Raw genomic sequence first — 24,556 nt, forward strand, 5'->3', positions numbered from 1 at the left:
CCTCTAATTAAACTTTTTAGTAATAGAATATACTCTCACAAGAATTTTTGAAACAATCTCCCAATATTCTCTTGGAATCTCTTCATTAACCTTAACATTAGTATAAAGCGCTCTTGCAAGTAGCTTATTTTCCATTAAAGGAACATTATTTTCTCTTGCAATTTTTTTAATTGTGAGAGCTATTTCATCTTGACCTTTTGCAAGCACCCTTGGAGCTAACATTGTTTCGCTATCCCACTTAATAGCAACTGCAAAATGTTCTGGATTTGTAATTACTACATCTGCTTGAGGAATAGCTACTCTTAAATTGGTATTTAAAATAACCCTCATTCTCTCTTTTATTCTAGATCGAAGTAAAGGATCACCTTCCATCTCCTTTCTTTCCTGCTTTACCTCTTCTTTTGTCATTTTCAAACTCTCAATGTACTGAGACCTTTGAAACAAATAATCAAACACCCCTACAATTGCCAAAAACATTACTGAGAAAAAACATATCTTATAGGCAAGAACCAACACAATAGAAATCCCAGATTGGAGCGTATACTCCGAAAGCTTAGAAATTTTGCCTATATTGTTTTCTATAATAAAATAATATATTAAGCATATTATAACAACTTTTAACAAACTTTTAAACAAATTGAAAAAAGCCCCTGCTGAAAAAAAAGAATTTTTTGCCCACCTGGAAAAATTAAAACTAATTCTATCCCACTTTGGCTCTAAAGATTTAAAAGTAATAAAAAAGCCTACTTGAATAATATTCACAAAAAAATTAACGGCTAAGGATGCAAAAAAAAACAAAACAACATAACCCAGAATAGATCTAATATATGCAAAACCCATAGCATAAATACTCATACGCATAACTTCAGGAAGCTTGCTTGCCTGCTCTTTAAAAACAGCTATTAAATCTAAAGCAAAATACGAAAGCATGAAAAAAAACAATGCAAATAACAATAAAAGACTAACAGCGGTATTAATTTCAGTAGACTTTAATACCCGTCCTTCTTCTCTTGCTTTTTGCTTTTTCTGATCAGTAGGTAATTCGGTTCTTCCCTCATCATCTGCAGAAAAAAAATCAAGAGGAATATACCAACTTTTAATCAAAAATTCATCTTTTGTCATTATTTTAAAACTCTAGAAAACAATTTTAAAAAACTAGCAAGAGAATCTAGGGAAAGTTCAATAACTCTTTTTGCAGATATTACTAAGCTTGGAAATCCAATATACAAAATTAACAACCCTAAAAATAGCGAGGTTGAAAAACTAATTATTAATAAATTAATTTGAGGCGATGACTTTGAAAGTATCCCCAATACCAGATAAAAAAGTAAAAGCAAGGACAATATTGGAAACGAAATTAATAACGCTTTTTCAAAAAGAAATCCAAAAGACATAAGCAAAAGCTTGACAAATTCTGAATTTCTCATATTGACCAAATGTTCAACCCTGATATTTAAAACAGAATCATGTATGCCAATCACAAAAAACCTAAGTAAAAAATCGCTTGATAAGAACAAAAGCAAAAACATATAAACAAAAATTTGTGAAATAATCATGCTTTCTTCTTCTGAAAAAACATCAAAAATATTTGCATAAGCAAGCCCAATTTGATTAGAAAAGAAAAATCCAACTAAATGAAAAACATTAAAAATTATATTAACAAAAAATGCCTGAATAAGGCCTAAAATAGCTTCTCCTAATAAAATTAACGTAAAAGAAAGCATATTGTCTAAAGGATAAATAATTTGAATCTTTTCAACAACAATTACAGAGAGAATCAAAGAAAAGAAAAAATTAAAATATCCAATTTTTATTGTTGAAAACAATGGAGAAAATTTTAAAAACATAAAAATTCTAACCATCACAGGTAAAATTGTAAAAGATTTTAAAACCAAAAAACTCAAATTCAAAACTTTATCCCAATAGTACAATTAAGCATAAATTAAACATTTTGTAATTGACTAAAAATCATATAAGTAAACTGCATAAGCTTATTCAAAATCCAAGGACCAAAAATCACAATAGTTAAAAGTATAACAATAATCTTTGGAATAAAACTTAAAGTTTGATCTTGAATTGAAGTAATAGCTTGAAAAATTGAAATCAAAAGACCAACTATAAGGGCTATAATCAACATTGGAGCTGATAAAATAATAATGTTTTCAATAGAAATTCTAATTAAATAAAGAATGTGTCCTGCAGTCATATATAACCTTACATAAAACTTTTAATAAGACCACTAGTAATTAAAGTCCAGCCATCTACCATTACAAAAAGAATAAGCTTAAAAGGTAAAGATATCATTACAGGGGGCAACATTATCATCCCCATAGCCATTAAGACAGAAGCAACAATAATATCTAAAACTATAAAAGGCAAAAATATTAAAATTCCCATCTTGAAAGCTACTTTAAGCTCATGCAAAATAAAAGCTGCAATTAAAACATGTGTTGGCACTTCGCTAAAATTTTTTGGTCGATTATAATTACTCATACTCATAAATAATCTAATCTCTTCATGACGTCCATCAGACATCTGCTTATACATAAAAATTCTAAGAGGAGCAATTCCTTTGTTATAAAATTCATCAAAATTTATTTTTGACTCTTTAAGGGGTAAATAAGCTTGTTCATATATAGAATTAAAAGTTGGCCACATGGTAAAAATGGTTAAAAATAAAGCCAATCCCATTACTATCTGCGTAGGAGGAGATTGTTGAAGAGATAATGCACGCCTAATAAAATCCAAAACTATCGATATTCGCAAAAACGAAGTCATTAAAACTAAAAACGCTGGAGAAAGGGTAATAATGGTTAATAGAATCAAAATCTGCAAAGAAAAAGCTATTTCTGAACCACCAATATTGTCAAAATTTAAAAACGGAAAATTAAGCCCATTAGTAGTCTGCAAAGATTTTGTTTGAGCAAAAGATAAGCTTGTTACACTAAAAAATAAAAAAAAATTAAAACACTTTCTCAAAATAAACCCTCTAAAATTTTTTTAATCTATCTTGTTTATCCTTAAGTGAAGTCTCAATTTTCTTCTCAAGCTTAACATAATCATTCCCAGAAAAAGGAATCTCTTCTTTTTTGAGTAACATTTTCTTAAAGATTGATTGAAAAGAATCTTTCTTAGCAGAATCATTAATTTTGCTAAGCCTAAGTTTTAAATCCTCAAGCTCTTCTTCAGATTTAATCTCTTTAAGCAAAGTAGAAGAATTGCTAGAAACTAACAATATGTAAACATTGTCTAATATGTTTATGATTCTTATTGAGTTTTTAATATCTATCTCGTAAAAAACAAGCTCCTTAATTAAATTAGAATTTTGTTCGTATTTGCTTTTTTTTGAATAAAAAATCAACTTCTTTAATAAGAAAAAGATAAAAAAAGCAATAAGTAAAAATAAAACTATTTTAACCAAATCCGAAATATTAAAAAGAGAAACCGGCTGAGCACTACCATTGTTAGCAAAATTTGCCTTATCATCTTCAAAGATTGGCAAACTAGATTCATTTTCTAAGCCAGCAGATACTAAATTTAGCTGCTCTTGTGAATTAGCATATGTATAAAAATTAAAAAACGCTAAAAAAACTAAAAATAAAAATTTATTATTCATTTTTAGTTTTAATTATCTCAGTAATTCTAACTCCAAAATTTTCATCAATTACAACTACTTCGCCCCTGGCAACTATTTTACCGTTTACTAAAATATCTACAGGCTCACCGGCAAGTTTATCAAGAGTAATAATCGTGCCCTCAGACATGCCAAGTATGTCTTTTATTTTGCGCTCTGTTCTTCCAAGCTCTACAGTAAGCTGCATAGAAACATCCATTAAAAGCCCAAAATTACTAGGATCAACCCCTTCTGGCAAAGTATCAATTAAATCAGGAAGCTTAACCCCTTTTATTTCTGGTTTTTCTCCATTATCGCTTTTTTCATCTACGCTCATAATTTTAACCTCTTAATAATTTAAGTTTAAATAAATAAAATAACTATCACTCAACCTCTTCTGTAAGCTCTTTTAATAAATCAAAACCCTTTATATCTCCAATTTTTTCTGTAATTTGCACTGAAACTTTATTCCCCATTAAACCCATTCTACATTTAAACTTTTCTTTAGTACCAACTTTTAAAGTTAAATCTTTATTTATTAGAGAAGATTCAAGATTTAAAACATCACCCTTGTCAAGCGATAAAATTTCTCTTACTTTAAGTTTAACTTCTCCTATTTCTGCTACCAAAGGCATCGCAGTATTTTCCAACTTCTCACGCAAAGCATCAAGATTCTCACTGGTAGTTCCAACCCCAATCAAAGAATGCCAATATCTTGTTGATAATTTTGAAACAATAGGTTCTATAGTAATATAAGGCAAGCAAAAATTCATAAGCCCTTCTACTTTTCCTATTTTAACCTCAAGAGTTACTAAAATAATCATTTCTGTAGGAGGAACTATTTGAGCAAACTGTGGATTGACCTCAATATGCCCAAATCTTGGCCTTAAATCAACTACTTGAGACCAAGCTTCTCTCATATTGGCAAGTATACGAATAATAACGCTTTCCATGACAGACTGCTCAATTTCTGTTAAATCTCTACTTTTATCTTTAATCGTGTCTCCATCTCCCCCAAAAAGCCTATCTACTATAGCAAATGCTATAGTTGGATCAACTTCAAAAATAGCAGATCCCTTAAGAGGGTCCATATTTATTATTGCTAAAGTTGTAGGGTTGGGTATTGACCTAATAAACTCTTCATAGGTTAATTGGTCAACTGAAGCTACATGAACATGAACCATTTTTCTTAAAAGAGCAGAAAGTGAGGTTGTAGTATATCTGGCAAATGCCTCATGAAAACTTGAAACTGTTCTAACCTGCTCTTTTGAAAATTTATCTGGCCTTTTAAAGTCATAAACCTTAACTTTTTGCTTTTTGCCTGTAGGACTAGATATGACATTAGAAAGGGATTCGTCTAAGGATAAACTTTCAGACGAGTTGATAGACTCTAAAAGACTATCTATATCATCTTGAGATAAAGCTCCTGGATTGTTTGCCATTTAAAATTCCTTTAAATTTATTACATATCAAAAATATCAATTTGGGTTAATGCTATTTCTTTAATTTCTCCATTTCTAAGAATACTATTAATTCTTGCCTTAATTTCTGCTTTTATTTGACTTTCATTCTTTATTTCTTGCCCAGTTCTTTGGCTAAAATATTCTCTAATAATATCTTTTAAGCGCACTTTTTGCCTTCCAAGTTCATTGAGAATATTAACATTATTCTCTGCATACCCTAAAGCAAGCTTTACAACAAAAGTTTTTGGAGGAACATCTAAAGTATTGCCTCTAATCTCATCTATACTTTCATACCATATAAGCATAGGTGGCTTTCCTAGGTATTCATTAGAAAAAACTGGAAAATCGCTAGGAGCTCCACTTTGGCTTACCACCATTTTAGAAACAAAATAAGAAACAATTATCATTATTGCAACGGTAAATATTCCTATTGCAAGTATTTGCAAGATTTTTATTATAATATCGGGCAATAAACCGCCTTTTCTACCAACATTGGAATCTCCCATATCTAAATTTTCATCGTCTTTATTAGGCATAATAAAATTCCTCCTATTAATTTCTTCTTCACAGTTAAAAAGAATTACTTACTGCTTAATTTCCTTGGGGAAACTTAAAGATGCATCTGTAGTAATTAATATATCAATTCTTCTATTATAAGCTCTGCCCTCAGGAGTATCGTCTGTTGCAATAGGCCTGCTTCCGCCAAAACCAGATACTTCAAACTTATTTTCAATGCTTTTAACATCAGATTGATCTAAATAGTTTAAAATATGTTCTAGCATATTAACAGATCTAGCAGCCGAAAGCTCCCAATTGCTTTTCCAAGGTCCATTTACATCAGTATCAATATTGTCTGTATGCCCTTCTATCTTAAAATTATAGCCTCTAGAACTTAAAACGCCAATAAAAGATGCTATTTTTTGAATAGAATCTCTATTCTCTTCAAGCTTAACATCTGCACTAGCAGAATCAAAAAATGCATCTGCTGCAAGAGATATCACAATGCCTCTTTCTTCTTGTCTAACTACAATATTTTTAGACTGAATCTTCTCAATAAATTCAATCATAGATTTATTTTTAGCAGTCTGAGATGCTTGTTTATTGCGCACAGTAGAAGGCAAAGACATAAAACTATTACTCAAATAAGATAATTTACTAAAATCTAAAGTTTTACCACCCTTGAAAAATCCTGCGCCTGTGAAAGAAGCAGACATTATCCTTATCACATTCTCTTGAAAAATAATATCATTTAATGAAAACATTGTAACAAAAAACACAAGCAGTAAAGTAACCATGTCTCCATAAGTCAACATATAATCTGGGGCGCCATCATCACATTTTGAGGGTTTTTTAATTCGCAAAGCCATTATTCACCCCCAATGCTACTACTAAGCTGGCTTCGATCTTTGGGGGTCAAAAACGTCATTAATTTTTGCTCTAAAATTCTAGGATTATCTCCAGACTGAATTGATAAAACACCCTCAATTATCATTGTCTTTACTGCAGCCTCCTCAGAATCAATTTTCTCCAGCTTAAGTTGAACAGGAATAAACATTAAATTTGCCATTATAGTTCCATAAAGAGTTGTAATAAGAGCAACAGCCATAGAAGAACCAAGCGCAGACTTATCCTCTAAATTGCCAAGAAGAGCTACAAGCCCAATAAGAGTGCCGGTCATACCAAAAGCTGGAGCAAGCTTTGCCCAAGTTTTGAAAAGATCTGAACCAACCTTATGCCTTTCTTGCATTTGATCAAGCTCTAAATAAAGCATAGTTCTAATTACCTCAGGATCTGCACCATCAACAACAAGCCTCATTCCTGACTTAAAAAATGGGTCATTAATTTGTTCAAGCTCATCATCAAGAGATAAAAGACCTTCTTTTCTGGCCTTTTCTGAAAGCTCTACTAATATTTTTATAATAGAAATCTTAGCATATGAATTTCTTCTAAAGAAAAATCCCAAATACGTTGGAATTTTTTTTACAGCAATAACTTCTGAAGAAGCCATAAGAGCAGAAAAAGATCCAACAACAGTAATAAAAACAGAGCTTAAATCCCAAAAAACGCCAAGTCCTGTGGGGGTAAATGCCATAGAAATTAAAATAGCCCCAAATCCAACTCCCCACCCAATTATACTAGCTAAATTCATAATTCAACGCCCCCATTTCCTTCTCCTAAAATTTTTTCAAAAGAAGCAACTTCTTTCCTATACAACTTAATCCTATTGACCACCTCTTCAACTTTTTCTTTCACAATTAACTTCTTACCGTTCATAAGAAGAATTGTAGTATCAGGATTGGCTTCAATACTTTCAATATGATAAGGATTTAAATAATATCCATCACCATTAAGCTTAGTTACAAAAATCATATGCTAAAAACAATCTTAGATTAATTTTTCAATCTTACAAGTTCTTGCAATAATTGATCAGAAGTAGTAATGGTTTTAGCGTTTGCTTGAAATCCTCTTTGGGTCACTATCATATCTGTAAACTGCTCTGCAAGATCAACATTGGCCATTTCTAAAACACCAGATCTAATATCACCAAGTCCAGCAAGTCCAGTTTCGCCTATTCTAACTTGACCTGAATTGCTTGTTTCTACAAAATTAGTATCACCTGATTTCGCAAGTCCTCCAGGATTCATAAAAGAAGCAAGAGCAATTTTGCCAAGATCTCGTCTTATACCATTTGAATAAATGCCAACTATAACACCATTTTGATCAATTTCATAATTTTCCATATATCCCATGCCGTATCCATCTTGAATAATAGCCTTTGTGCTACTAGAATCAGCAAACTGAGTGATTGAATCGGTGTAACTTCCAACTGTTCCCAATTTCAAATTTACAGTTTGTTGCTCACCAACTTCACCTACATTTGCGCTCAAAACATTAAATGTTATAGGAATTTGAAGAATGTCTCCTTTTTGGCCTGGTTGGCCATTTAAAGACGCTAATGCTCCTTCATTGTCAAACCCAAGTGTAAAATTTGAATTTTGCTCGCCATTTATGAACACTGTTGCATTCCATAAATTGGGTGTATTTAAATCTTTTACAACCCTAAGTTCAAGAGTGCTAACATTTCCAAAACTGTCATACAATGACTTATTGACAACCCAAGTTCCACGTGCAATATCTGCAGGACTTGCACCTTCTTGAATTAAAGGCAATCTCTTATCAAGATTACAAGCAAAAGTAACATTTTTAGTAGACTTTGCTCCCTCTTTATCCCCAATCGGAATAATTAGATCCTCAATATCAGCCGCTGTATTGATAACCTTTTCACCTTCTAAATCTCTTGCCATCCAGCCTTGAATTCGCATTCCATTTGCAGGATTTACAAGATGTCGATCAGAGTCCACATCAAAGGCACCGGCTCTTGTATAAAACAAATTTTTACCTTCTTTTAAAATAAAAAATCCATTGCCACTAACCCCAAGATCAGATGCTTTTTGAGTGCTTTGAAAAGCTCCTTGGGTATGAATAGTGTCAATTGAGGCAACATTCATACCTAATCCAACTTGCTTGGGATTAGTCCCACCACGAGAATCAGTAGGACGAGAAGCCCCAGAAATAGACTGCGATATCATATCTTGAAAATTTACTCTTCCCTTTTTAAAGCCAATTGTATTTACATTAGCGATATTGTTACCAACAACATCCATTCTTGTTTGATGATTCTGAAGCCCAGAAACACCAGAATATAAAGACCTCATCATATAATTACTCCTCCAAACCTACCGATAATATGTTTTTATATATATAATAATTACCATTAACCATAACTTGGGGTATTGCGCCTGTTTTAATGTTTGTAACACGACCTTCAACAATCTCCCCATCACCATGCTGAAATTTAATTACTTTACCTAATAAATCCAAATCTTTTCTTATTCCCAAAGAAGATGAAAGCTTTTCAAATGATTTACTCATATTAGTCATTTGCTCAAGAGCCGAAAATTGCGCCATTTGAGAAATAAATTCTTTATCCTTCATTGGATTTGTAGGGTCTTGATACCTAAGTTGAGTAATGAGCAACTTCAAAAAATCATCCTTACCAAGATTAACCTTATTAGATATATTCTCAACATTAAAATCTGTTTTTTCTTTAATTTTGCTGCTAATATTTAAATTAGAAACACTTTCAACACCGTTCATTTTATTCATTTAACTCCACCCTCTAAACAATTAAATTAACATTTTTATCTACATCGTAAGAAAATTCAACTTCTTCTTCAATTTGAAAAAATTTATTATAACCAAAATGGAAATTTTGATCCTTAGGGCCATCTTTAAAATCTTTAGAAAAAGAATTTAAGTTCTCACCCGCAAGAAAAAGATTTAAGCTGGCATTAAAACCACTCTCACCAAGCATTTTATTTAATGAATGCATATTTTGGTCGAAAAGCATTTTAACATTTTGATTATCCACTACAATCTTTCCCAATAAATTATTATTCGAATCAAGGTTTAAATTAATTCGTATACTACCAAGCTCTTTGGGCTTTAAAACCAACTTAATCTCTCCTGTATTATTCGATTTTAACACAACTTTAGCTTTATCCACAATATTTTTATTAATCTTAAGATTCCATTCAGGCTTTAAGCTGCTGACAAAATCAAAACCTTCAAACTCTTTAGCGTTTTTTATATTATAATTAGCAAATTCTTCAACAAAGCCTTTTAAAGAATCGTTTAATATTTCTTTAACTTTATACCTATCAACAAAATTCTGACCATCAATTGCATTCAAGCCAAACTTTGAAAAAACAAAATCATTATGATCATTATTATTCTTTTTGAAATTTTTCACATCAATGTTAATAACATTCTTTTCTTCTTTTTTATCATTTAAGCTTATCTGATTATAATAATCATCAGTCAAAGCAGTTAAAAAATCAAATCCTAAAAAAGAACTCAAATCATTAAAAGATAAACAAAGTTTTTCAATTTTTTCAAAAAATTTTTCTTTGCCGAGAAAATCAAAATTAGATGATAAGCTTTCTTTAATGCTATTTAAACCTTCAAAATCTACAAAAACGCTCATTCTAGCAATCAAGGATTTCAAATCGGAAACAAAAGCCTCATTTTCAAGTTTTTTTAAAAAAGAGGATTTATCTAAAGGTGATTCTTTAAAATTTTTAGCAATAAGTCCATTGTCTTTAAAAAAATTTAAAAAATCAAATATCATAAATTTTGTTTTAGCTAATTTTTTAGATTCAAAAGACAAGACATTTAAAAAAGAACTTGCATTTTCTCTGGGTTCCATTTTAGAAACATTTAAATTTAACCCTTTAATTGTATTCAATAAATTTAATTTGTTACCATAAGCTTTACTTAAATTTAATAAATTAATCATATAAACACTACTCCAATGAACTAACAGACATTTTTCTAATCAATATAGCAGCTTTTTTAGAATCCATAAGAGACAACCAATAAGGAACAATTGATAAACGACCCTCTTTTTTAGAAAGCTCTTCAATTTTTCGCATATAAGATATTGCAAGCTCGGGATTTAAATCCTCAAGCCGCCTAACAGCATCTTCTGGCGGCATATTCATTAAATATACAGCTGTTTGCAAAATATTTGCTTCCTCATCACTATATTTATTTATAATGTCATCTATTACCTTTTGTTTTAAATCTAAATCTTTCTGCTTTTGTTTAAGCTCAAATTCAAGCTTATTTAAGCTGTCTTCTTTTAACTTTAGATCTTCTTTAAGTTTTTCAATCTGCTGATTCTTAATATCAATAGCTTCTCTTTCCTTAACAAGTCTAGCTTCATCAAGAATTATATTAGAATTATGATCAAAAACCAGAGAAGTTTCTCCTAAAAACTTAGTTCTTACAAATTCGGGGAAATATCTCTTAGTATTATACATTCCAAGAAAATCAATAAAGAATAATACAAAGAAAAACAAAACAACAATTATAAATAACAAAAAAAATGCCCTAAAAAAGAACGATAAAAAATTATTCACTTTCATTCCTTAGATTTTGACAAACTTTATAATTTACATGCTCATCTAGCAATAAACTTTCCTTTTTTTCTCTATTTTTAATTATAGAATTATTTAAAATTTTTATTAATATCTTAATCTTTTTTTCTTGTCTATATTTATCCACGTAAATATCATAACGCTCGTTATAATGCTTTTTAAGCTCTTCAAGAATTTTAAAATTTTGGGTTTTCTTATAATTTAAACAGTCTATATAACCTCTTATGTAAAGATCATTAAAGTTGTTCAAGTTTTTTAAAAGATTAGGAATTCCATCTGAAAACTGATTTATTTTTGAAATTTTATTATTTACATTCATTAAGTCTCTCTCGCTTAGCTTTCGAAAGTAAGCTCTAATCGTCAATATTTTATTAAGCTTTTGTTTTCTAAAGTTTAAATCATTCAAGATAATATTTCCTTTATTTCATCTTCTAAATTTTTAAAATCAAATGTTTCATTTATTCCTTGAGAAATAAAATCAATAATCTTGGGATACTTGGAAATTGCAAAATCAACATCCTTATTAGATCCTTTAAGATAAATCCCTGTTCTAATAAGATCTTCATAATCTTTATAAATAGACAATAAATTTCTAGCTTTCAAAATTAATTTTTGTTTTTCTGCGCTCATTATCCTATGAATAGATCTTGAAGTTGAACTTAAAACATTTATTGAGGGATAAATTCCTCTGTCAAACAAATCTCTGTCTAAAATAATGTGTCCATCCAAAACAGCCTTAATATTATCAGCTACAGGCTCTGTAAAGTCATCTCCCTCAACAAGAACAGTATAAAACCCAGTAACACTTCCCCCATTACCACTAAAGCCTGATCTCTCAAGCAAAATTGGAATTTCAACAAAAACAGAAGGCGGATAACCTTTAGCTACTGGGGGCTCTCCTAAAGAAAGAGACATCTCTCTTTTAGCATTTGCAAACCTAGTAATAGAATCAAAAAGCAAAACTACATCTTTGCCTTGCTCCCTAAAGTATTCTGCTATCATGGTAGCAACATAAGCTCCCTTATACCTTGATATGGGCGATTCGTCAGAAGTTGAAACAACTAAAACGCTTTTTTTTAAACGCTCTTCACCAAGTTCATATTCAATAAACTCATTAAGCTCTCGACCTCTTTCCCCAATAAAAGCAATAACGTTTACATCTGCATTTGAATTTTTGGCAATCATGCCAAGCAAAGTAGATTTACCAACCCCAGAACCAGAAAAAATACCAACTCTTTGCCCTTTTGCGACTGGTAAAAACCCATCAAGAACTTTAACTCCTGTTAATATTTGCTCTTCAAAAATACTTCTATTAATTGGATTAATTTTTTCAAAAATTAACTCTTTATAGCTATTGTTCAAAAATGACCCCTTATTATCAATGGGCCTGCCAAGAGAATCAATAACTCTTCCTAAAAGCTCATCACTAAGATTTATTTCTAACCCTTTGTTTAAAGAATAGACTTTATTTCCAACTTCAATCCCGCTAAATCCTTCATAAGCCATAAGGCTAACATAAGGACCATTAAATCCCAAAACCTCAGCACATACTTTTTTATCATTTCTTTGATCAATTAAACACAAATCTCCAATAGCACACTGAGGCCCCAAACTTTCAACTAAAAGACCTTTTATTTTTTGCACCCTGCCAACAAAAGAAACAGTTTCAATATTATCTACTTGTCTTAAATAATTTTCAAAAAAATTGCTCACTAAAATTCCTTTAGATACTTAACTTAATAACGAAAAATTTTTAAACTTTTCCTCTATTTTATCAAGTTGAGAAGAAATGCGCGCATCAATCTCTCCAAAATTAGTTTCAATTATACAACCACCTTTGCCTATGTTGGGATCTTCTATAATCTCTAAATTTTCTATAACATCAAATCTAGAAATAAAATCATTCTTTTTATGTCTAACAATGTCTAAATCATCAAGATTTACGCGGATAGTAATCCGTGTTTTATCTTTTACTCTTTTTAAAACCTCTTTAACATTTTCCAAGACAATATCTTTTTGAGAATCTGTAATCCTCTTAATAACCTTAATTGCAATTTGCATAACAAGACTTACTATCTGAGCACTCGAAGATTCAAGAATACCTTTCCTTTCAGCAATCAGAGATGCCATTATAGAATGCAATTTTCTCATAACCTTGTCAAAATCTTCAAAACCACTTTCATAACCCTGTCTGTATCCTTCTTCTCTTCCTTTAACTGTTGCCATCTCAAGATCTGCTTTTAATTTTTCCTCATACTCTCTTGCTAATCTTTCAATCTCAGCATTAGATTCAGCATCAATAGATTCTTTCTTATAAATAGCTTCTCTTTGTAAAAGATCTGCTTCTTGCTTGGCTGCCTCTAATACTTCATTGGCCTTTGCCTTAGCCTCTTCAATAAGCCGCTTAGATTTAATTTGGACTTCCTCTTTGGCAAGCTCTTGCCTCTTAGCAAGCTCTTCTTCAAGTCGTAATTTTTCATCTCTTAAAAGTTGTAACTCTTCTTTAAGATTGGTGATTTGATTGTCTATGTCGTAAACCTTGCCTTCCTTCTCCTTGATTTCCAAAGATTCAAAAACAGGCTTTGCTATCTCAACAAACTCAAACTTTACTAAATTATCAACTTCTGATGATTTATATAAAACCTTAGGCAAACAAAACTCCTTTATCAGACAAGCACATCTTCTTCACCACCCCTTGAAATAACTATTTCTCCCTGTTCTTCTAATTTTCTAATAAGAGAAACAATTTTTTGCTGCGATTCCTCAACATCCTTTCGCCTAGTAGGTCCCAAAAATTCCATGTCCTCCTTAAGCATTGAAGCTGCTCTTTTTGACATGTTTTTGAAAATTTTTTCTTGGACAGGAATATCTACAGATTTTAATGCTTTTGCCAGCTCTTGACCATCTATTTCTCTTAAAACCCTTTGTATAGATCTGTCATCAAGCAAAACTATATCCTCAAATACAAACATCTTCTTCTTAATCTCTTCGGCAAGCTCTGGATCTTCTTCTTCAAGAGATTCAATAATAAACTTTTCCGTCTTTCTATCAGCCATATTAATTATCTCAACAACATTGTCAACTCCTCCTGCTGATGTATAATCTTCTGAAGAAAGAGAAGCCAGTTTTTTCTCAAGAACTCTCTCAACCTCTCTTACAACCTCAGGAGAAGTTCTATCCATCAATGCAATTCTTCTTGCAACATTGGTCTGTACCTCTGTGGGCAAACTAGAGAGAATAAAAGAGGCCTTTTGAGGATCAAGATATGAAAGGATTAAAGCAATTGTTTGGGGATGTTCTTGTTGAATAAAGTTTAAAATATTTGCAGGATCTGCTCTTCTTACAAATTCAAAAGGTCTAGACTGTAAAGCGGAACCCAAATTATTAATAATATCAACTGCTTTTTGAGTTCCAAGAGATTTTTCAAGAAGCTCTCTTGCATAATCAATTCCACCCTTTTGAATAAATTCTTGAGCCATCATTAATTCTTTAAACTCCAAAAGAACATTATCCTTAAGCTCAGAAGTAATTGTCTCAAGCTTTGCTATCTCAAATGTTAAAGACTCTATCTCTTCTTGAGAAAGATACTTAAACACTTTAGAAGAGATTTCAGAACCTATTGAAACCAACAAAATAGCGGCCTTTTGCTTACCTGTTAAAGCAGAAACATCCAGAATCTCCTTTTCTTTCTTTTCTTCCATATCAATTACTACCTTTTAAGCGTTTTTCAAAAGCCATGTTCTTATAAGCTTAGCAACATCTTCTGGCTTTTCTCTGGCCAAAAGCTCAGCATTGCTTTGAAGCTCATCGCCTTCTCTAATCCCACCAACAACATCGTCAACGCCAATATCATCACCACCATCCATTAAGGCTTGTTGACGTCTTAAATGTGCTTGCTTTGCCAATTCTTCTTCTCTAAGACGTCTTCGTCTTTCAAGTTCTCTAGAAATAGCAAAAAATATCGTAAATACTAAAATTAATAATGAAAATACTATGCTTGCAATAAATAAAAAATATTTAAACCTTTCACTTGCAAAATAATTTTCATCTATTTTTCTAAATTCATTCATACGATCAAAAGATATATTTCTAACCGTTATTGAATCGCCTCTTTCTGGCTTATATTCAAAAGAACTTTGCAAAACATCTTCAATATTTTTTATTTCTTCTAATGCCATAGGCTTATATTCTCTTTTTCTCATTCCATTTTCTATTACGAAATCTCCCTTCTCATCATACACAAAATTCCAAATACCATCCACGAAAATACCAAGAGAAACACCTACAATCCTAGCAGGCTCTTTTTCGCTTGTAGATTTTTTTTCATTCAAAGCAACATTTTTGATCTCTTGCGACTCATTATATTTGCCAGTAATATCACTTAAATCCTGATATTCAGGAGGTGTATTGCCTTCCTGCCCAGGAGGTCCCCAAGGACTATATCCTTGACCCTGATACTCTTTTTTTTGAGTCTGAGAAGAAATAATAGTTGAATCGCTTACTTTTCTGGTATTATAAGACGCTTTTGGATCTTGAGATTGAAGCTCAATAGGAGCATACTCTTTAGACTCTGTGGTTTCTTTTGAGGTATCAAGTTTTACATTTACTCTTGCTATCATAAATCTATCAACTGACAAAACCTTGCTTAATGCAGAATCTATTTCACCTCTAAGCATAGCTTCATACTTAAGCTTTAACTTACGTTCTTTTTCTGCTAAGTCTATTCTATCTATTCCATCTAAATTAGAAAAATCATTTAAAATTGTTCCACTATTATCAACAATAGCAATATTATCAGATTCAAGACCCTCAATGGCATACTGAATAAGCTTAACAAGTCCTTCAACTTTTTTTCTATTGGTAATAATATCCGAACCAGGCCTTGGGGTAATTCTAACAGATGCCTTAACGGGCTCTTGAGACTCTTTAAAAAGGGCTTTTTCAGGCATAACAAGATTCACGCTAACAGCATCAACGTCATCTAAAGCTACAATATGTTGTTCAACCGCCCTTGTAATAGATCTTCTAAGATTAATACTTCTTTCAAAATCAGTAATAGTCCACCTATCAATATCAAATAAAGCCCATGGATCCATATGAACAGGTACAAGCTCTTCTCTGACAAGAATTGCTCTCATTTTTTTTGCAAGCTTTTCATCATCTAAATAAATTCTTCCATCAGAACTCAAAAAATACTTAACATTTTCTCTGTCAAGTCTTTGCGATATCCTGTCTAAGAGATATTGATCTTTAATTTCAACTCCAAAAAGAGCAATACTTTGTCTTTTAGTAGAAAACCCTATTAAAAAAACAAGCGCAAGAATCACAAAAAAAATAATCAATCCTAAGGCTACTTTCTGAACTGTACTAGCTTTTTTGAAGACTCCTTTTGCTGAAACAAAAAATTTAGTAAAAAAATTGCTCAAAATCTTATGGCTCCTTAACGAATATTGATTATATCTTGATAAGCCTTCACACCTCTCTCAACAACAGCCTTTAAAATGCTTAAATTCATATTCGCTCTAGACATTGCTATTACAACGTCATGAACATCAATGCTACTAGGTCTAAGAATAGCTTGTTCTGTAACTTCAGAAACATTTAATTGGCTTTTGTTGACATCTGTAATCGAATTTATTAAAACATCCTTAAAAGTTTTAATATCATTGTCTTTGGCATTACTTTTAGAACTAAAAAGATTTATATCAAAATGCAAAGGACTTTTTTTAACCAAATTGACATTATTCTCTTTAAAAAAAGCATCTGTTCTCACCAATAATCTCTCCTTTTAGCCTTGAAGTATAGCTAATGCACTTCTAAACATAGATTTACTACTATTGATGACAGTAGAATTTGCCTCATAAGCGCGAGAAGCTGAAATCATATCTACCATTTCTTCAACTAAATTAACATTGGGAAGCTCCACATAACCTTTCTTATCCCCAGAACTTATTGAATCGGGATGAGTGGGATCATATTTTAACTTTAATGGAGATTTGTCTTTTTCAATGCTAGCAACCCTAACTCCTTGACCAATGCCATTATCAAGATAATCTGGAATAAAAGGCCCTTTCCAATAAGGATTATTAACCCTTGGTGCAAAAATAATCCTTTGCCTTCTATAAGGCCCACCATCAGGGGTTCTAGAAGTAGAAACATTTGCAATGTTATTAGAAATAACATCAATCCTCAACCTTTGTGCAGTTAATCCCGTTGAAGCTACATTAATGCTTGAAAATAATCCCATTTTACATTCCTTAAGATATTAATTTATTTTAATACAATATTTATACTTTTAAAATAATGCGCTTGAACATTGGTCATAAGATGATACATCATTTGATTTTGCACAAGTGCCTTAATCTCAGAATCAATATCAACATTATTGCCATTATTATTCATAGTTGAAAAATGGTCAAGAACTCTGTGGGGCTTGACATCTGAATACTTTAAATTTTTAAACCCAGACAAGTGCTTGTCACTAGATTTAATTAAGCTTAGATCATTTTTATCTTTATTTAAAAAAGCCTTTTCAAACTCTGACTCAAAAGAAATTTTGCTTCTTTTAAAATTTGGAGTATCTACATTTGCTATATTATCAGAAATGACGCTTTGTCTTAAACTTAGAACATCTAAATACCTATGTGAGAAATCTAAAGACCTTTCAAAATCATTCAAATTAAAACCCCCTCTGTTTAAAATTGCTTTTAACTAAATTATATAATAATTTAAATCTTTTTGTTCGCTAATTTGTATTTTTTTATTAACATAGTCCAAGTTTATTTCAAATTTTTTCAACTTACTACCAGGCACTTCAAAAAAAAGATCTGCAAGCACTCTTTCCATTACACCATGAAGTCTTCTGGCACCAAGGTTTTCATTTTCAAGATTCATATTAAAAGTAAGTTCTGCAATTCTATCTATAGCCTCTTCGCTAAACTTTAAATCTAAGTTATAAACCTTAAACATAGCAACATATTGTTTTATTAAAGAATTTTTTGTTTGTTTTAAAATTTTTTTCAAATCGTCTATGCTTAGGCTCTTAAGTTCAACCTTAATTGGAAATCTTCCTTGAAGCTCGGGTATTAAATCAGAGGGTTTGGCCAAATTAAATGCTCCTGCTGCAATAAATAAAATATGAGAAGTATCAACTATTCCATATTTTGTATTAACTTTAGAACCTTCAATAATTGGCAAAATATCTCTTTGAACACCTTCTCTGGACACATCATTACCACTCCTATTCTTAGCAGCTATTTTGTCGATCTCATCAATAAAAATAATTCCCATATTTTCAACTTTAGATTTTGCAATATCTGAAATGTTTTCGTGATCAACCAATTTCTCAAGCTCTTCTGCTAATATTATCTCTTTTGCCTTTTTAATCTTCAATTCTCTTTTCTTTTTTCTATCAAATATATTACCCAGCAAACCACCAATTCCCATATCGATCTCTTCAAAATTACCGCCCGTAAATATTTCTATTGTGGAAAATGGCATTTTACTAGAAATTTGTATTTCAATAGTAGTATTATCAAGCTCGCCTGCTCTAAGCTTTTTTCTAAGTTTCTCTTTTACCTTTTCTTCTGCCTTTATTTCATTTGGATCCATATTCTCAGAATTGCCAGATCCTTTAAAAAGACTCTCAACTATTCTCTCCTCTGTTCTTACTAAAGCATCATCTCTTACGGTGCTATACATCTCTTCTTTTACCATATTAACTGCAATGCCCATTAAATCCCTAACCATAGATTCAACATCACGACCAACATAACCAACCTCAGTGTATTTTGTAGCTTCAACTTTAATAAAAGGAGCTTTGATTAATTTAGAAAGTCTTCTTGCAATCTCGGTCTTTCCAATGCCAGTTGACCCAATCATAATAATGTTTTTAGGCATTACCTCATCTTTTATTTCTTTTGGAAGTCTAGACCTTATATATCTATTAACAAGAGCAATTGATACTAATTTTTTAGCTTCGTCTTGACCTATTATATATTTATCAAGTTCTGCAACTACATCTTTAGGAACTATATGGTGCTCTTCTAATTTATTCATTTTCAATCTCCTCAAGCACAATGTTAGAATTAGTATATATACACACTCTTGCTGCTATTTTCAAAGATCTAAGCGCAACCTCAAAAGCACTTAATTTTTTGTTCTCCATGTAAGCAAGAGCCGCTGAATATGCATAATTGCCACCACTGCCAATTGAAATAACATCCTCTTCAGGCTCAACAACATCACCAGTGCCAGAAATCAAAAGAATATTGTTAGAATCAGCAACAAGCATCATAGCCTCAAGCTTATGAAGTATTTTGTCAGAACGCCAATCTTTTGCAAGCTCAACAGCTGCCCTTTTAATGTCAATCAAACCATCGCCTTTTGCCTTAATTTTTTCTTCAAATTTTTCAAAAAGAGTAATTGCATCGGATGTTGACCCTGCAAATCCTGCCAAAATTTTCCCATTAAGCAATTTTCGTATTTTAATAGCATTACTCTTTAAAACAGTATGTCCAAAAGTTACTTGTCCATCTGCTGCCACCACAGTCTTACCATTTTTTTTTATTGCAATAACTGTGGTTCCTTTAAAGCCCATATTACCCCCTATTTATATATCTCTTTTAAAAGCTCTCCAATAAGAACATCAGATACATTTTTATAATCACAACATTCTTTAGAATTATCTTCAATATTATTGGAATCTACATATTTAATATTTAATAAAGCATAAAGATCCTTAACGGTTTTTATCTCTTGAGCGCCAAAATCATGCAATTTTACAGCTCCATCACCACAAAAATCTAAATCATAAACATAAATGTCAAGTCCCAAGTCAAGACCAAGTTCGGCCGTAATTAAAGCTCCTGATTTTAAAGGCGCATAAGTTATAAAAATAGCATCTGAGAGGCCTGAAACCAATCTATTTCTTTTAGCAAAAAAATAATTTTGAATTTTATCAAATGGCAAAGTCTCAGTAATTATTCCTCCACCTTGTTCTAAAAGCTTGAAAACATATTTTCGATTTTGCTTAGGATAAATATTATCAATATCTGTTGGAATAACGGCAAATGTCCTCTTATTCTCATTTATTGCTGCTATATGAGCCTCAATATCAGCCCCAACTGCAAATCCAGAAACAATCTCAACGCCATTTTTTGCAAGATGTGAAGAAAATTCTCTTGTTTTCTCAGCAAGAGTTTTACTAATTTTTCTAGAACCAACAACAGCCCAAGACAATGAAGAATAATTTGGCAAATTACCCTTGTAATAAATCGCAAAAGGAGGGTCATAAATTCTTTTAAGCTTATTAGGATAAAACTTAGACCCTAAAATAACAACTTTGGCCTTTGTCCTTTGAATAACTTTTTCTTGCAATTCTACTAATTTTAAATCGGGCAATTTAAACAATCTTCTAAATGATTTTAGAAGATAAGACTCAATATCCCTTTGGGTCAATTTAATAACATCATTAAAATCAAAACTATTAAAAAGTTTTAATTTTTCTTTGCCTTTTAAAAATTTCAAATTATCAATATAAAGCAATTTCATCATAAATAATTACTTCAAATTACTCATGATCCTAGAAACACTTTCTTTTTGCTCCTCAGTTGAAGCCTTTTTACTAGCTTTATTATAAAACAATATAGCATTACCAAGATCACCTAGCGAATAATAATTTGCACCCCTTAACATGAAAAACTCAAAATAGTCCTCACCCATATCATCAAGTTTGTTTAAATAATTTTTAGCTTCAAGTTGTTTGTCAAGATCATATACATACATATTAGAAATGGCAAAAAGAGAATCTTTAAAATCATCTCTAATTGAAAGTGATTTTAAAAAAGAATTTTCAGCAAGAATTATGTATTTTTCAACTTCATCCTTTACTCTTAAATTTTTAGCTAAATTATAAGAAGCAACACCTATGTAAAAGTGAGATAAATAATTATTAGGATTGATTTCTAAATTTTTAGCAAAATATTCAATAGCAGGTCCGTACTGACCAAGCTTAAAAAATTCAAGACCAATTAAATTAAAAAATCTGGCTTTCTTATCGATAGAATTAACTATCTTTAAAATATTTTTATCTTCTTTTTCAATAAATTCTTTATAAACTTCAATCTTAGATTCAGATCCACCGCCTGAAATTTCCAATTCTCTTAATCTAAGCCCAAGATTTGATTTTTCTTTAGACTCATTGCCACAAGATAAAAATAAATTAACAAAAATTATTAACGACAAAATTTTCATCTAATCATCGCTACTTTTTTTATTTAAATTTCTAAGAAATGTTGGAACATCAATGTCATCATCAAAATAATTAACATTTTTGGATTTTGCCGCAAAAGAAGAATCTTGTTGCTCATAAGATCCAGAAGGAATATTTTGATTGCCTGACATTAAAGTATCAAACTCTTTAGAGCTTAGAGTATTATTTTCTGGTACACTTGAAATTTCTTTTTGCTTTTTAGATGCAAAACCTGTAGCAACAACTGTAACGTAAATCTCATCTTCAAGATTTGAATTAATGGCATGACCATATATTACAGTAGCCTCATCATCAACACTAACCGTGATTATTCCCATAATTTCTTCAAGTTCAAGCAATGAAAAATCATCTCCACCTGTAACATTAACAAGAAGTCCTTTAGACCCTTCAATACGAACTTCTTCAAGTAATGGATTACTAATAGCAGAAGTTGCAGCATCAACAGCTCTGTTTTCGCCTTTGCCATATCCTATTCCCATTAAAGCATCGCCTTGACCTTGCATAATACTTTTAACATCAGCAAAATCAATATTAACCTCTCCATGCTCAATAATAAGCCCCGCAATGCCTTGAACACCCATTCTAAGAACATCATCTGCACGCTTAAAAGCATCTTTAATGGTGGTCCTTTTGTCAACAACAGTTAAAAGCTTTTGATTTGGAATAATAATTAATGTATCTACAGACTTCCTTAGGTTATTTATTCCTTGCTCAGCAAGTCTCAGCTTTTTAGGACCTTCAAACTTAAAAGGCTTTGTTACAACTCCAACTGTTAAAATACCAAGCTCTTTTGCAACTTGCGCAATAACTGGAGCCGCTCCGGTTCCTGTCCCACCTCCCATACCAGCAGTAATAAACACCATATCGGCACCAGAAAGATGGTTGCGTATAACATCTATGTCTTCCTCTGCTGCAGCTTGCCCAATCTCAGGCTTTCCCCCAGCACCAAGTCCTGCTGTAACTTTTGCTCCAAGAGCAATTTTTATGGGAGCAATAGAAGTTTGGAGTGCCTGAAGATCAGTATTGGCCACAATAAATTCAACGTCTCTTACCCCATATTCAATCATACGATTAACAGCATTACTACCTCCTCCGCCTGCACCAATCACCTTAAGAATTGTAGGATTTGTAGTAGAATCAAATCTTCTTGTATGGCTATCAATCATATTATAATCTTTCATTAACACTTCCTCCATGATTGGTCAAAACCATTCTTTCAAAAACCAACCTTTCAACTTTGAAGATATTTTATTTTTTCTTTTAACTTTACTGCTTACCTTCTTTAATTTATTGAATTTTTGTTGCTCGTGCTTATAAAGAACAAGACCAAGAGCTGAAGAAAACTTAGGATCTATATGCTCTTCTCCAATTCCATTAATACTCATTGGTAAACCTATTCTTGCAGGATAATTAAATACCTCTTCTATTAAATTAGAAATACCTGGGAATAAAGCTCCTCCGCCTGTTAAAACTATCCCACCATTAATTTTATTATAAAGTCCGCGCTTAAGTATTTCCGCTCTCATCATTTCAAAAATTTCTCTTAGTCTTGAATTAATTATTACAGACAACTCTTTTCTACTTTTCTCTTGAGGAGGTCGAGTTCCAAGATTTGGAATAATTACAGTTTCCATTTGACTCTCAAGAATAGACGGATGAGCAAGGCCAGCTGTTATTTTAATATTTTCAGCAACATCCTCAGGAACCTTCCAAACTTGAGCAATATCAAGAGTCACTCTATTAACACCAATAGGAATTACGCCTGTATAATAAGGAGAACCATCAATATAAAGAATAATATCTGTTGTCCCCTTGCCCATATCAATAAACAAAACACCCATCTCGCGCTCTTCTTTAGAAAGAGTTGCATAAGATGAAGCTAGGCTTCCAAGAACAACCTCATCAACGGCAAAGCCAGCTCGATTTACGCATCTGACTAAATTTTGACTAGAAGAGCTAGAACCCGTAATAATGTGCACTTCTCCTTCAAGACGAATACCCATCATGTCTATTGGGTTTTTTATATGGGGTATTCCATCTACAATAAATTCTTGAGGAATAACATGAAGAATTTCTCTATCCATTGGAATAACAATTGCCTTTGCTGCTTCAATTACTCTTTCAACATCTTCTTCGTTAATCTCCCTTGTTCTTGAATTTATTGCAACAACACCGCGTGAATTGGTTCCCTCAACACTACTTCCAGACATAGAAACTGAAAGTGACGTAATGTCACATCCTGATATAAGCTCTGCAGCCTCAATAGAATTAGATATTGAATCAAGAGCCGCTTCAATATTTATTAAAACTCCCTTCCTAACTCCTCTTGATATGCTAGTGCCTATTCCAACAATTTCTAATTGATCATTTAAATTTACCTCAGCAACAACAGTACAAATTTTTGAAGTCCCAACATCTAAACCTACTATCAAATTCCTAGACACTAACCTTCTCCTAACAAAATGATATCACCACTTCTTAAATCTATAACGCCGGGTTTTCCTTTAAGTACATTAACCGCAAGAAATACTTTATGCATCACATCCATTAAATCCATATCAACTGTTATCAATATTTTATTATATATACTTTTAATATACAAAATTACATTATAATCATAGAAATTCAATTTTAAAAAATTGACCTCTGATATTAAATTATACAAATATTTTTGATTTATTTTAAGATAATCAAGGCCTCTTACAACATTAAGCATTCTATCCTCTAGAAAATCTCCTACATTATTGTCACTTAAAACTAATCCGCTAATTATAGGTAAATCATAAATTAAATGCTTACTTTTTTCCAAAATTACACCATCTGATGCAATACAATAATAAGTAACATTACCATTTGCGTTTTCTAAAGCAACAGCAACGGGTATTCTTTTCTCTATTTTGATATTGATTTTATTGGGAAACTTAAGATCAACCTTAACATTTTTTACCCTTAAATCTTTTTTAAGATTCTCCTCATATATTCTAACATTAGCGTTATGATAATATGTATTGGGCTTGATTCCTGAAATCTTGATTATATCCTCTTTGGAAAGAGAAATATCATTATTGATACTAATATACCTAATCAAAAAATAAGGAGACGCAAAAATAATAATTATTATTTCAAAAAAAATTAAAGACGTCAAGAAATATATATACTTAATTAAAAATTTTCTCTCAAAAATCATAACCTAACTCAATTTACG

At 31.4% G+C, this 24,556-nt stretch carries 30 protein-coding genes; all 30 read right to left on the bottom strand.

Annotated features, from left to right (window positions below; genetic code table 11):
• Positions 1-3: 3 nt before the first annotated feature.
• Genes flhB through QIA22_RS02055 form a run of 30 tightly spaced genes read right to left on the bottom strand, consistent with a single transcriptional unit; the run spans position 4 to position 24,538 of the window.
• Positions 4-1,122: a flagellar biosynthesis protein FlhB gene (gene flhB, locus QIA22_RS01910; protein ID WP_301611486.1), complete on the bottom strand. Its 1,119-nt coding sequence runs from the start codon at positions 1,120-1,122 to the stop codon at positions 4-6.
• Positions 1,122-1,910, bottom strand: a complete 789-nt coding sequence (gene fliR / locus QIA22_RS01915; RefSeq protein ID WP_301611487.1) for a flagellar biosynthetic protein FliR — start codon at positions 1,908-1,910, stop codon at positions 1,122-1,124. The genes flhB and fliR overlap by 1 nt, the downstream gene beginning before the upstream one ends.
• Before the next feature lie 32 nt (positions 1,911-1,942).
• The gene (gene fliQ / locus QIA22_RS01920) at positions 1,943-2,206 is read right to left on the bottom strand and encodes a flagellar biosynthesis protein FliQ (protein ID WP_002556873.1); all 264 of its coding nucleotides are present in this window, start codon (positions 2,204-2,206) and stop codon (positions 1,943-1,945) included.
• A gap of 8 nt (positions 2,207-2,214) precedes the next feature.
• Positions 2,215-2,979: a flagellar type III secretion system pore protein FliP gene (gene fliP, locus QIA22_RS01925; RefSeq protein WP_301611488.1), complete on the bottom strand. Its 765-nt coding sequence runs from the start codon at positions 2,977-2,979 to the stop codon at positions 2,215-2,217.
• Between the two features lie 10 nt (positions 2,980-2,989).
• Positions 2,990-3,616 (bottom strand): flagella biosynthesis regulatory protein FliZ, encoded by a 627-nt coding sequence (locus QIA22_RS01930; protein ID WP_301611489.1) that lies wholly within the window; start codon positions 3,614-3,616, stop codon positions 2,990-2,992.
• The gene (gene fliN, locus QIA22_RS01935) at positions 3,609-3,950 is read right to left on the bottom strand and encodes a flagellar motor switch protein FliN (RefSeq protein WP_014023523.1); all 342 of its coding nucleotides are present in this window, start codon (positions 3,948-3,950) and stop codon (positions 3,609-3,611) included. Before fliN ends, QIA22_RS01930 begins: the two co-directional genes overlap by 8 nt.
• A 46-nt stretch (positions 3,951-3,996) precedes the next feature.
• The gene (fliM, locus tag QIA22_RS01940; RefSeq protein ID WP_002656446.1) at positions 3,997-5,055 is read right to left on the bottom strand and encodes a flagellar motor switch protein FliM; all 1,059 of its coding nucleotides are present in this window, start codon (positions 5,053-5,055) and stop codon (positions 3,997-3,999) included.
• A gap of 20 nt (positions 5,056-5,075) precedes the next feature.
• Positions 5,076-5,612, bottom strand: coding sequence for a flagellar basal body-associated protein FliL (gene fliL / locus QIA22_RS01945; protein ID WP_011600934.1), 537 nt, complete (start codon positions 5,610-5,612; stop codon positions 5,076-5,078).
• 48 nt (positions 5,613-5,660) lie between these two features.
• Positions 5,661-6,443, bottom strand: a complete 783-nt coding sequence (motB, locus tag QIA22_RS01950) for a flagellar motor protein MotB (RefSeq protein ID WP_044054945.1) — start codon at positions 6,441-6,443, stop codon at positions 5,661-5,663.
• Positions 6,443-7,225: a motility protein A gene (locus QIA22_RS01955; protein ID WP_014023526.1), complete on the bottom strand. Its 783-nt coding sequence runs from the start codon at positions 7,223-7,225 to the stop codon at positions 6,443-6,445. Before QIA22_RS01955 ends, motB begins: the two co-directional genes overlap by 1 nt.
• Positions 7,222-7,446, bottom strand: a complete 225-nt coding sequence (locus QIA22_RS01960) for a flagellar FlbD family protein (RefSeq protein WP_014023527.1) — start codon at positions 7,444-7,446, stop codon at positions 7,222-7,224. The genes QIA22_RS01955 and QIA22_RS01960 overlap by 4 nt, the downstream gene beginning before the upstream one ends.
• 20 nt (positions 7,447-7,466) lie before the next feature.
• Complete coding sequence (gene flgE, locus QIA22_RS01965) at positions 7,467-8,795, bottom strand: flagellar hook protein FlgE (RefSeq protein ID WP_301611490.1); 1,329 nt, start codon at positions 8,793-8,795, stop codon at positions 7,467-7,469.
• A gap of 4 nt (positions 8,796-8,799) precedes the next feature.
• Positions 8,800-9,243 (bottom strand): flagellar hook assembly protein FlgD, encoded by a 444-nt coding sequence (gene flgD / locus QIA22_RS01970; protein ID WP_301611491.1) that lies wholly within the window; start codon positions 9,241-9,243, stop codon positions 8,800-8,802.
• 13 nt (positions 9,244-9,256) lie between these two features.
• Positions 9,257-10,435 carry a flagellar hook-length control protein FliK gene (locus QIA22_RS01975; RefSeq protein ID WP_301611492.1) on the bottom strand — a complete coding sequence of 393 codons (1,179 nt, stop codon included), beginning with the start codon at positions 10,433-10,435 and terminating at the stop codon, positions 9,257-9,259.
• 7 nt (positions 10,436-10,442) lie between these two features.
• Entirely contained in the window at positions 10,443-11,060 is a 618-nt protein-coding gene (locus QIA22_RS01980) for a periplasmic-type flagellar collar protein FlbB (protein WP_301611493.1), read from the bottom strand.
• Positions 11,053-11,484, bottom strand: coding sequence for a flagellar protein FlbA (locus QIA22_RS01985; protein WP_301611494.1), 432 nt, complete (start codon positions 11,482-11,484; stop codon positions 11,053-11,055). Before QIA22_RS01985 ends, QIA22_RS01980 begins: the two co-directional genes overlap by 8 nt.
• Positions 11,481-12,791, bottom strand: a complete 1,311-nt coding sequence (fliI, locus tag QIA22_RS01990) for a flagellar protein export ATPase FliI (RefSeq protein WP_301611495.1) — start codon at positions 12,789-12,791, stop codon at positions 11,481-11,483. Before fliI ends, QIA22_RS01985 begins: the two co-directional genes overlap by 4 nt.
• An 18-nt stretch (positions 12,792-12,809) precedes the next feature.
• Positions 12,810-13,730: a flagellar assembly protein FliH gene (gene fliH / locus QIA22_RS01995; RefSeq protein WP_301611496.1), complete on the bottom strand. Its 921-nt coding sequence runs from the start codon at positions 13,728-13,730 to the stop codon at positions 12,810-12,812.
• Positions 13,731-13,744: 14 nt separating this feature from the next.
• A complete protein-coding gene (gene fliG, locus QIA22_RS02000) occupies positions 13,745-14,779 on the bottom strand; it encodes a flagellar motor switch protein FliG (RefSeq protein ID WP_002556889.1) in 1,035 nt (344 codons plus the stop codon).
• 15 nt (positions 14,780-14,794) lie between these two features.
• Entirely contained in the window at positions 14,795-16,504 is a 1,710-nt protein-coding gene (gene fliF, locus QIA22_RS02005; RefSeq protein WP_301611497.1) for a flagellar basal-body MS-ring/collar protein FliF, read from the bottom strand.
• Positions 16,505-16,518: 14 nt separating this feature from the next.
• Positions 16,519-16,854 carry a flagellar hook-basal body complex protein FliE gene (fliE, locus tag QIA22_RS02010; protein ID WP_301611498.1) on the bottom strand — a complete coding sequence of 112 codons (336 nt, stop codon included), beginning with the start codon at positions 16,852-16,854 and terminating at the stop codon, positions 16,519-16,521.
• A gap of 12 nt (positions 16,855-16,866) precedes the next feature.
• Positions 16,867-17,325, bottom strand: a complete 459-nt coding sequence (flgC, locus tag QIA22_RS02015; RefSeq protein WP_184107401.1) for a flagellar basal body rod protein FlgC — start codon at positions 17,323-17,325, stop codon at positions 16,867-16,869.
• Between the two features lie 23 nt (positions 17,326-17,348).
• Entirely contained in the window at positions 17,349-17,756 is a 408-nt protein-coding gene (flgB, locus tag QIA22_RS02020; protein WP_014023538.1) for a flagellar basal body rod protein FlgB, read from the bottom strand.
• A gap of 33 nt (positions 17,757-17,789) precedes the next feature.
• On the bottom strand, positions 17,790-19,136 hold the full coding sequence (gene hslU / locus QIA22_RS02025) for an HslU--HslV peptidase ATPase subunit (protein WP_301341460.1): 1,347 nt from the start codon (positions 19,134-19,136) through the stop codon (positions 17,790-17,792).
• A complete protein-coding gene (gene hslV / locus QIA22_RS02030; RefSeq protein WP_301611499.1) occupies positions 19,129-19,677 on the bottom strand; it encodes an ATP-dependent protease subunit HslV in 549 nt (182 codons plus the stop codon). The genes hslU and hslV overlap by 8 nt, the downstream gene beginning before the upstream one ends.
• Positions 19,678-19,685: 8 nt before the next feature.
• Positions 19,686-20,630 carry a DNA-processing protein DprA gene (gene dprA / locus QIA22_RS02035; RefSeq protein ID WP_301611500.1) on the bottom strand — a complete coding sequence of 315 codons (945 nt, stop codon included), beginning with the start codon at positions 20,628-20,630 and terminating at the stop codon, positions 19,686-19,688.
• A gap of 9 nt (positions 20,631-20,639) precedes the next feature.
• Positions 20,640-21,332, bottom strand: a complete 693-nt coding sequence (locus QIA22_RS02040) for a tetratricopeptide repeat protein (protein ID WP_301611501.1) — start codon at positions 21,330-21,332, stop codon at positions 20,640-20,642.
• Complete coding sequence (gene ftsZ / locus QIA22_RS02045; RefSeq protein WP_301611502.1) at positions 21,333-22,532, bottom strand: cell division protein FtsZ; 1,200 nt, start codon at positions 22,530-22,532, stop codon at positions 21,333-21,335.
• Between the two features lie 21 nt (positions 22,533-22,553).
• Positions 22,554-23,795 (bottom strand): cell division protein FtsA, encoded by a 1,242-nt coding sequence (ftsA, locus tag QIA22_RS02050; protein ID WP_301611503.1) that lies wholly within the window; start codon positions 23,793-23,795, stop codon positions 22,554-22,556.
• The gene (locus QIA22_RS02055) at positions 23,795-24,538 is read right to left on the bottom strand and encodes a cell division protein FtsQ/DivIB (protein WP_301611504.1); all 744 of its coding nucleotides are present in this window, start codon (positions 24,536-24,538) and stop codon (positions 23,795-23,797) included. The genes ftsA and QIA22_RS02055 overlap by 1 nt, the downstream gene beginning before the upstream one ends.
• Between the last annotated feature and the right edge of the window lie 18 nt (positions 24,539-24,556).

Origin of the sequence: Borreliella kurtenbachii, from assembly GCF_030437945.2 — a bacterium.
GTDB classification, from domain to species: domain Bacteria; phylum Spirochaetota; class Spirochaetia; order Borreliales; family Borreliaceae; genus Borreliella; species Borreliella carolinensis.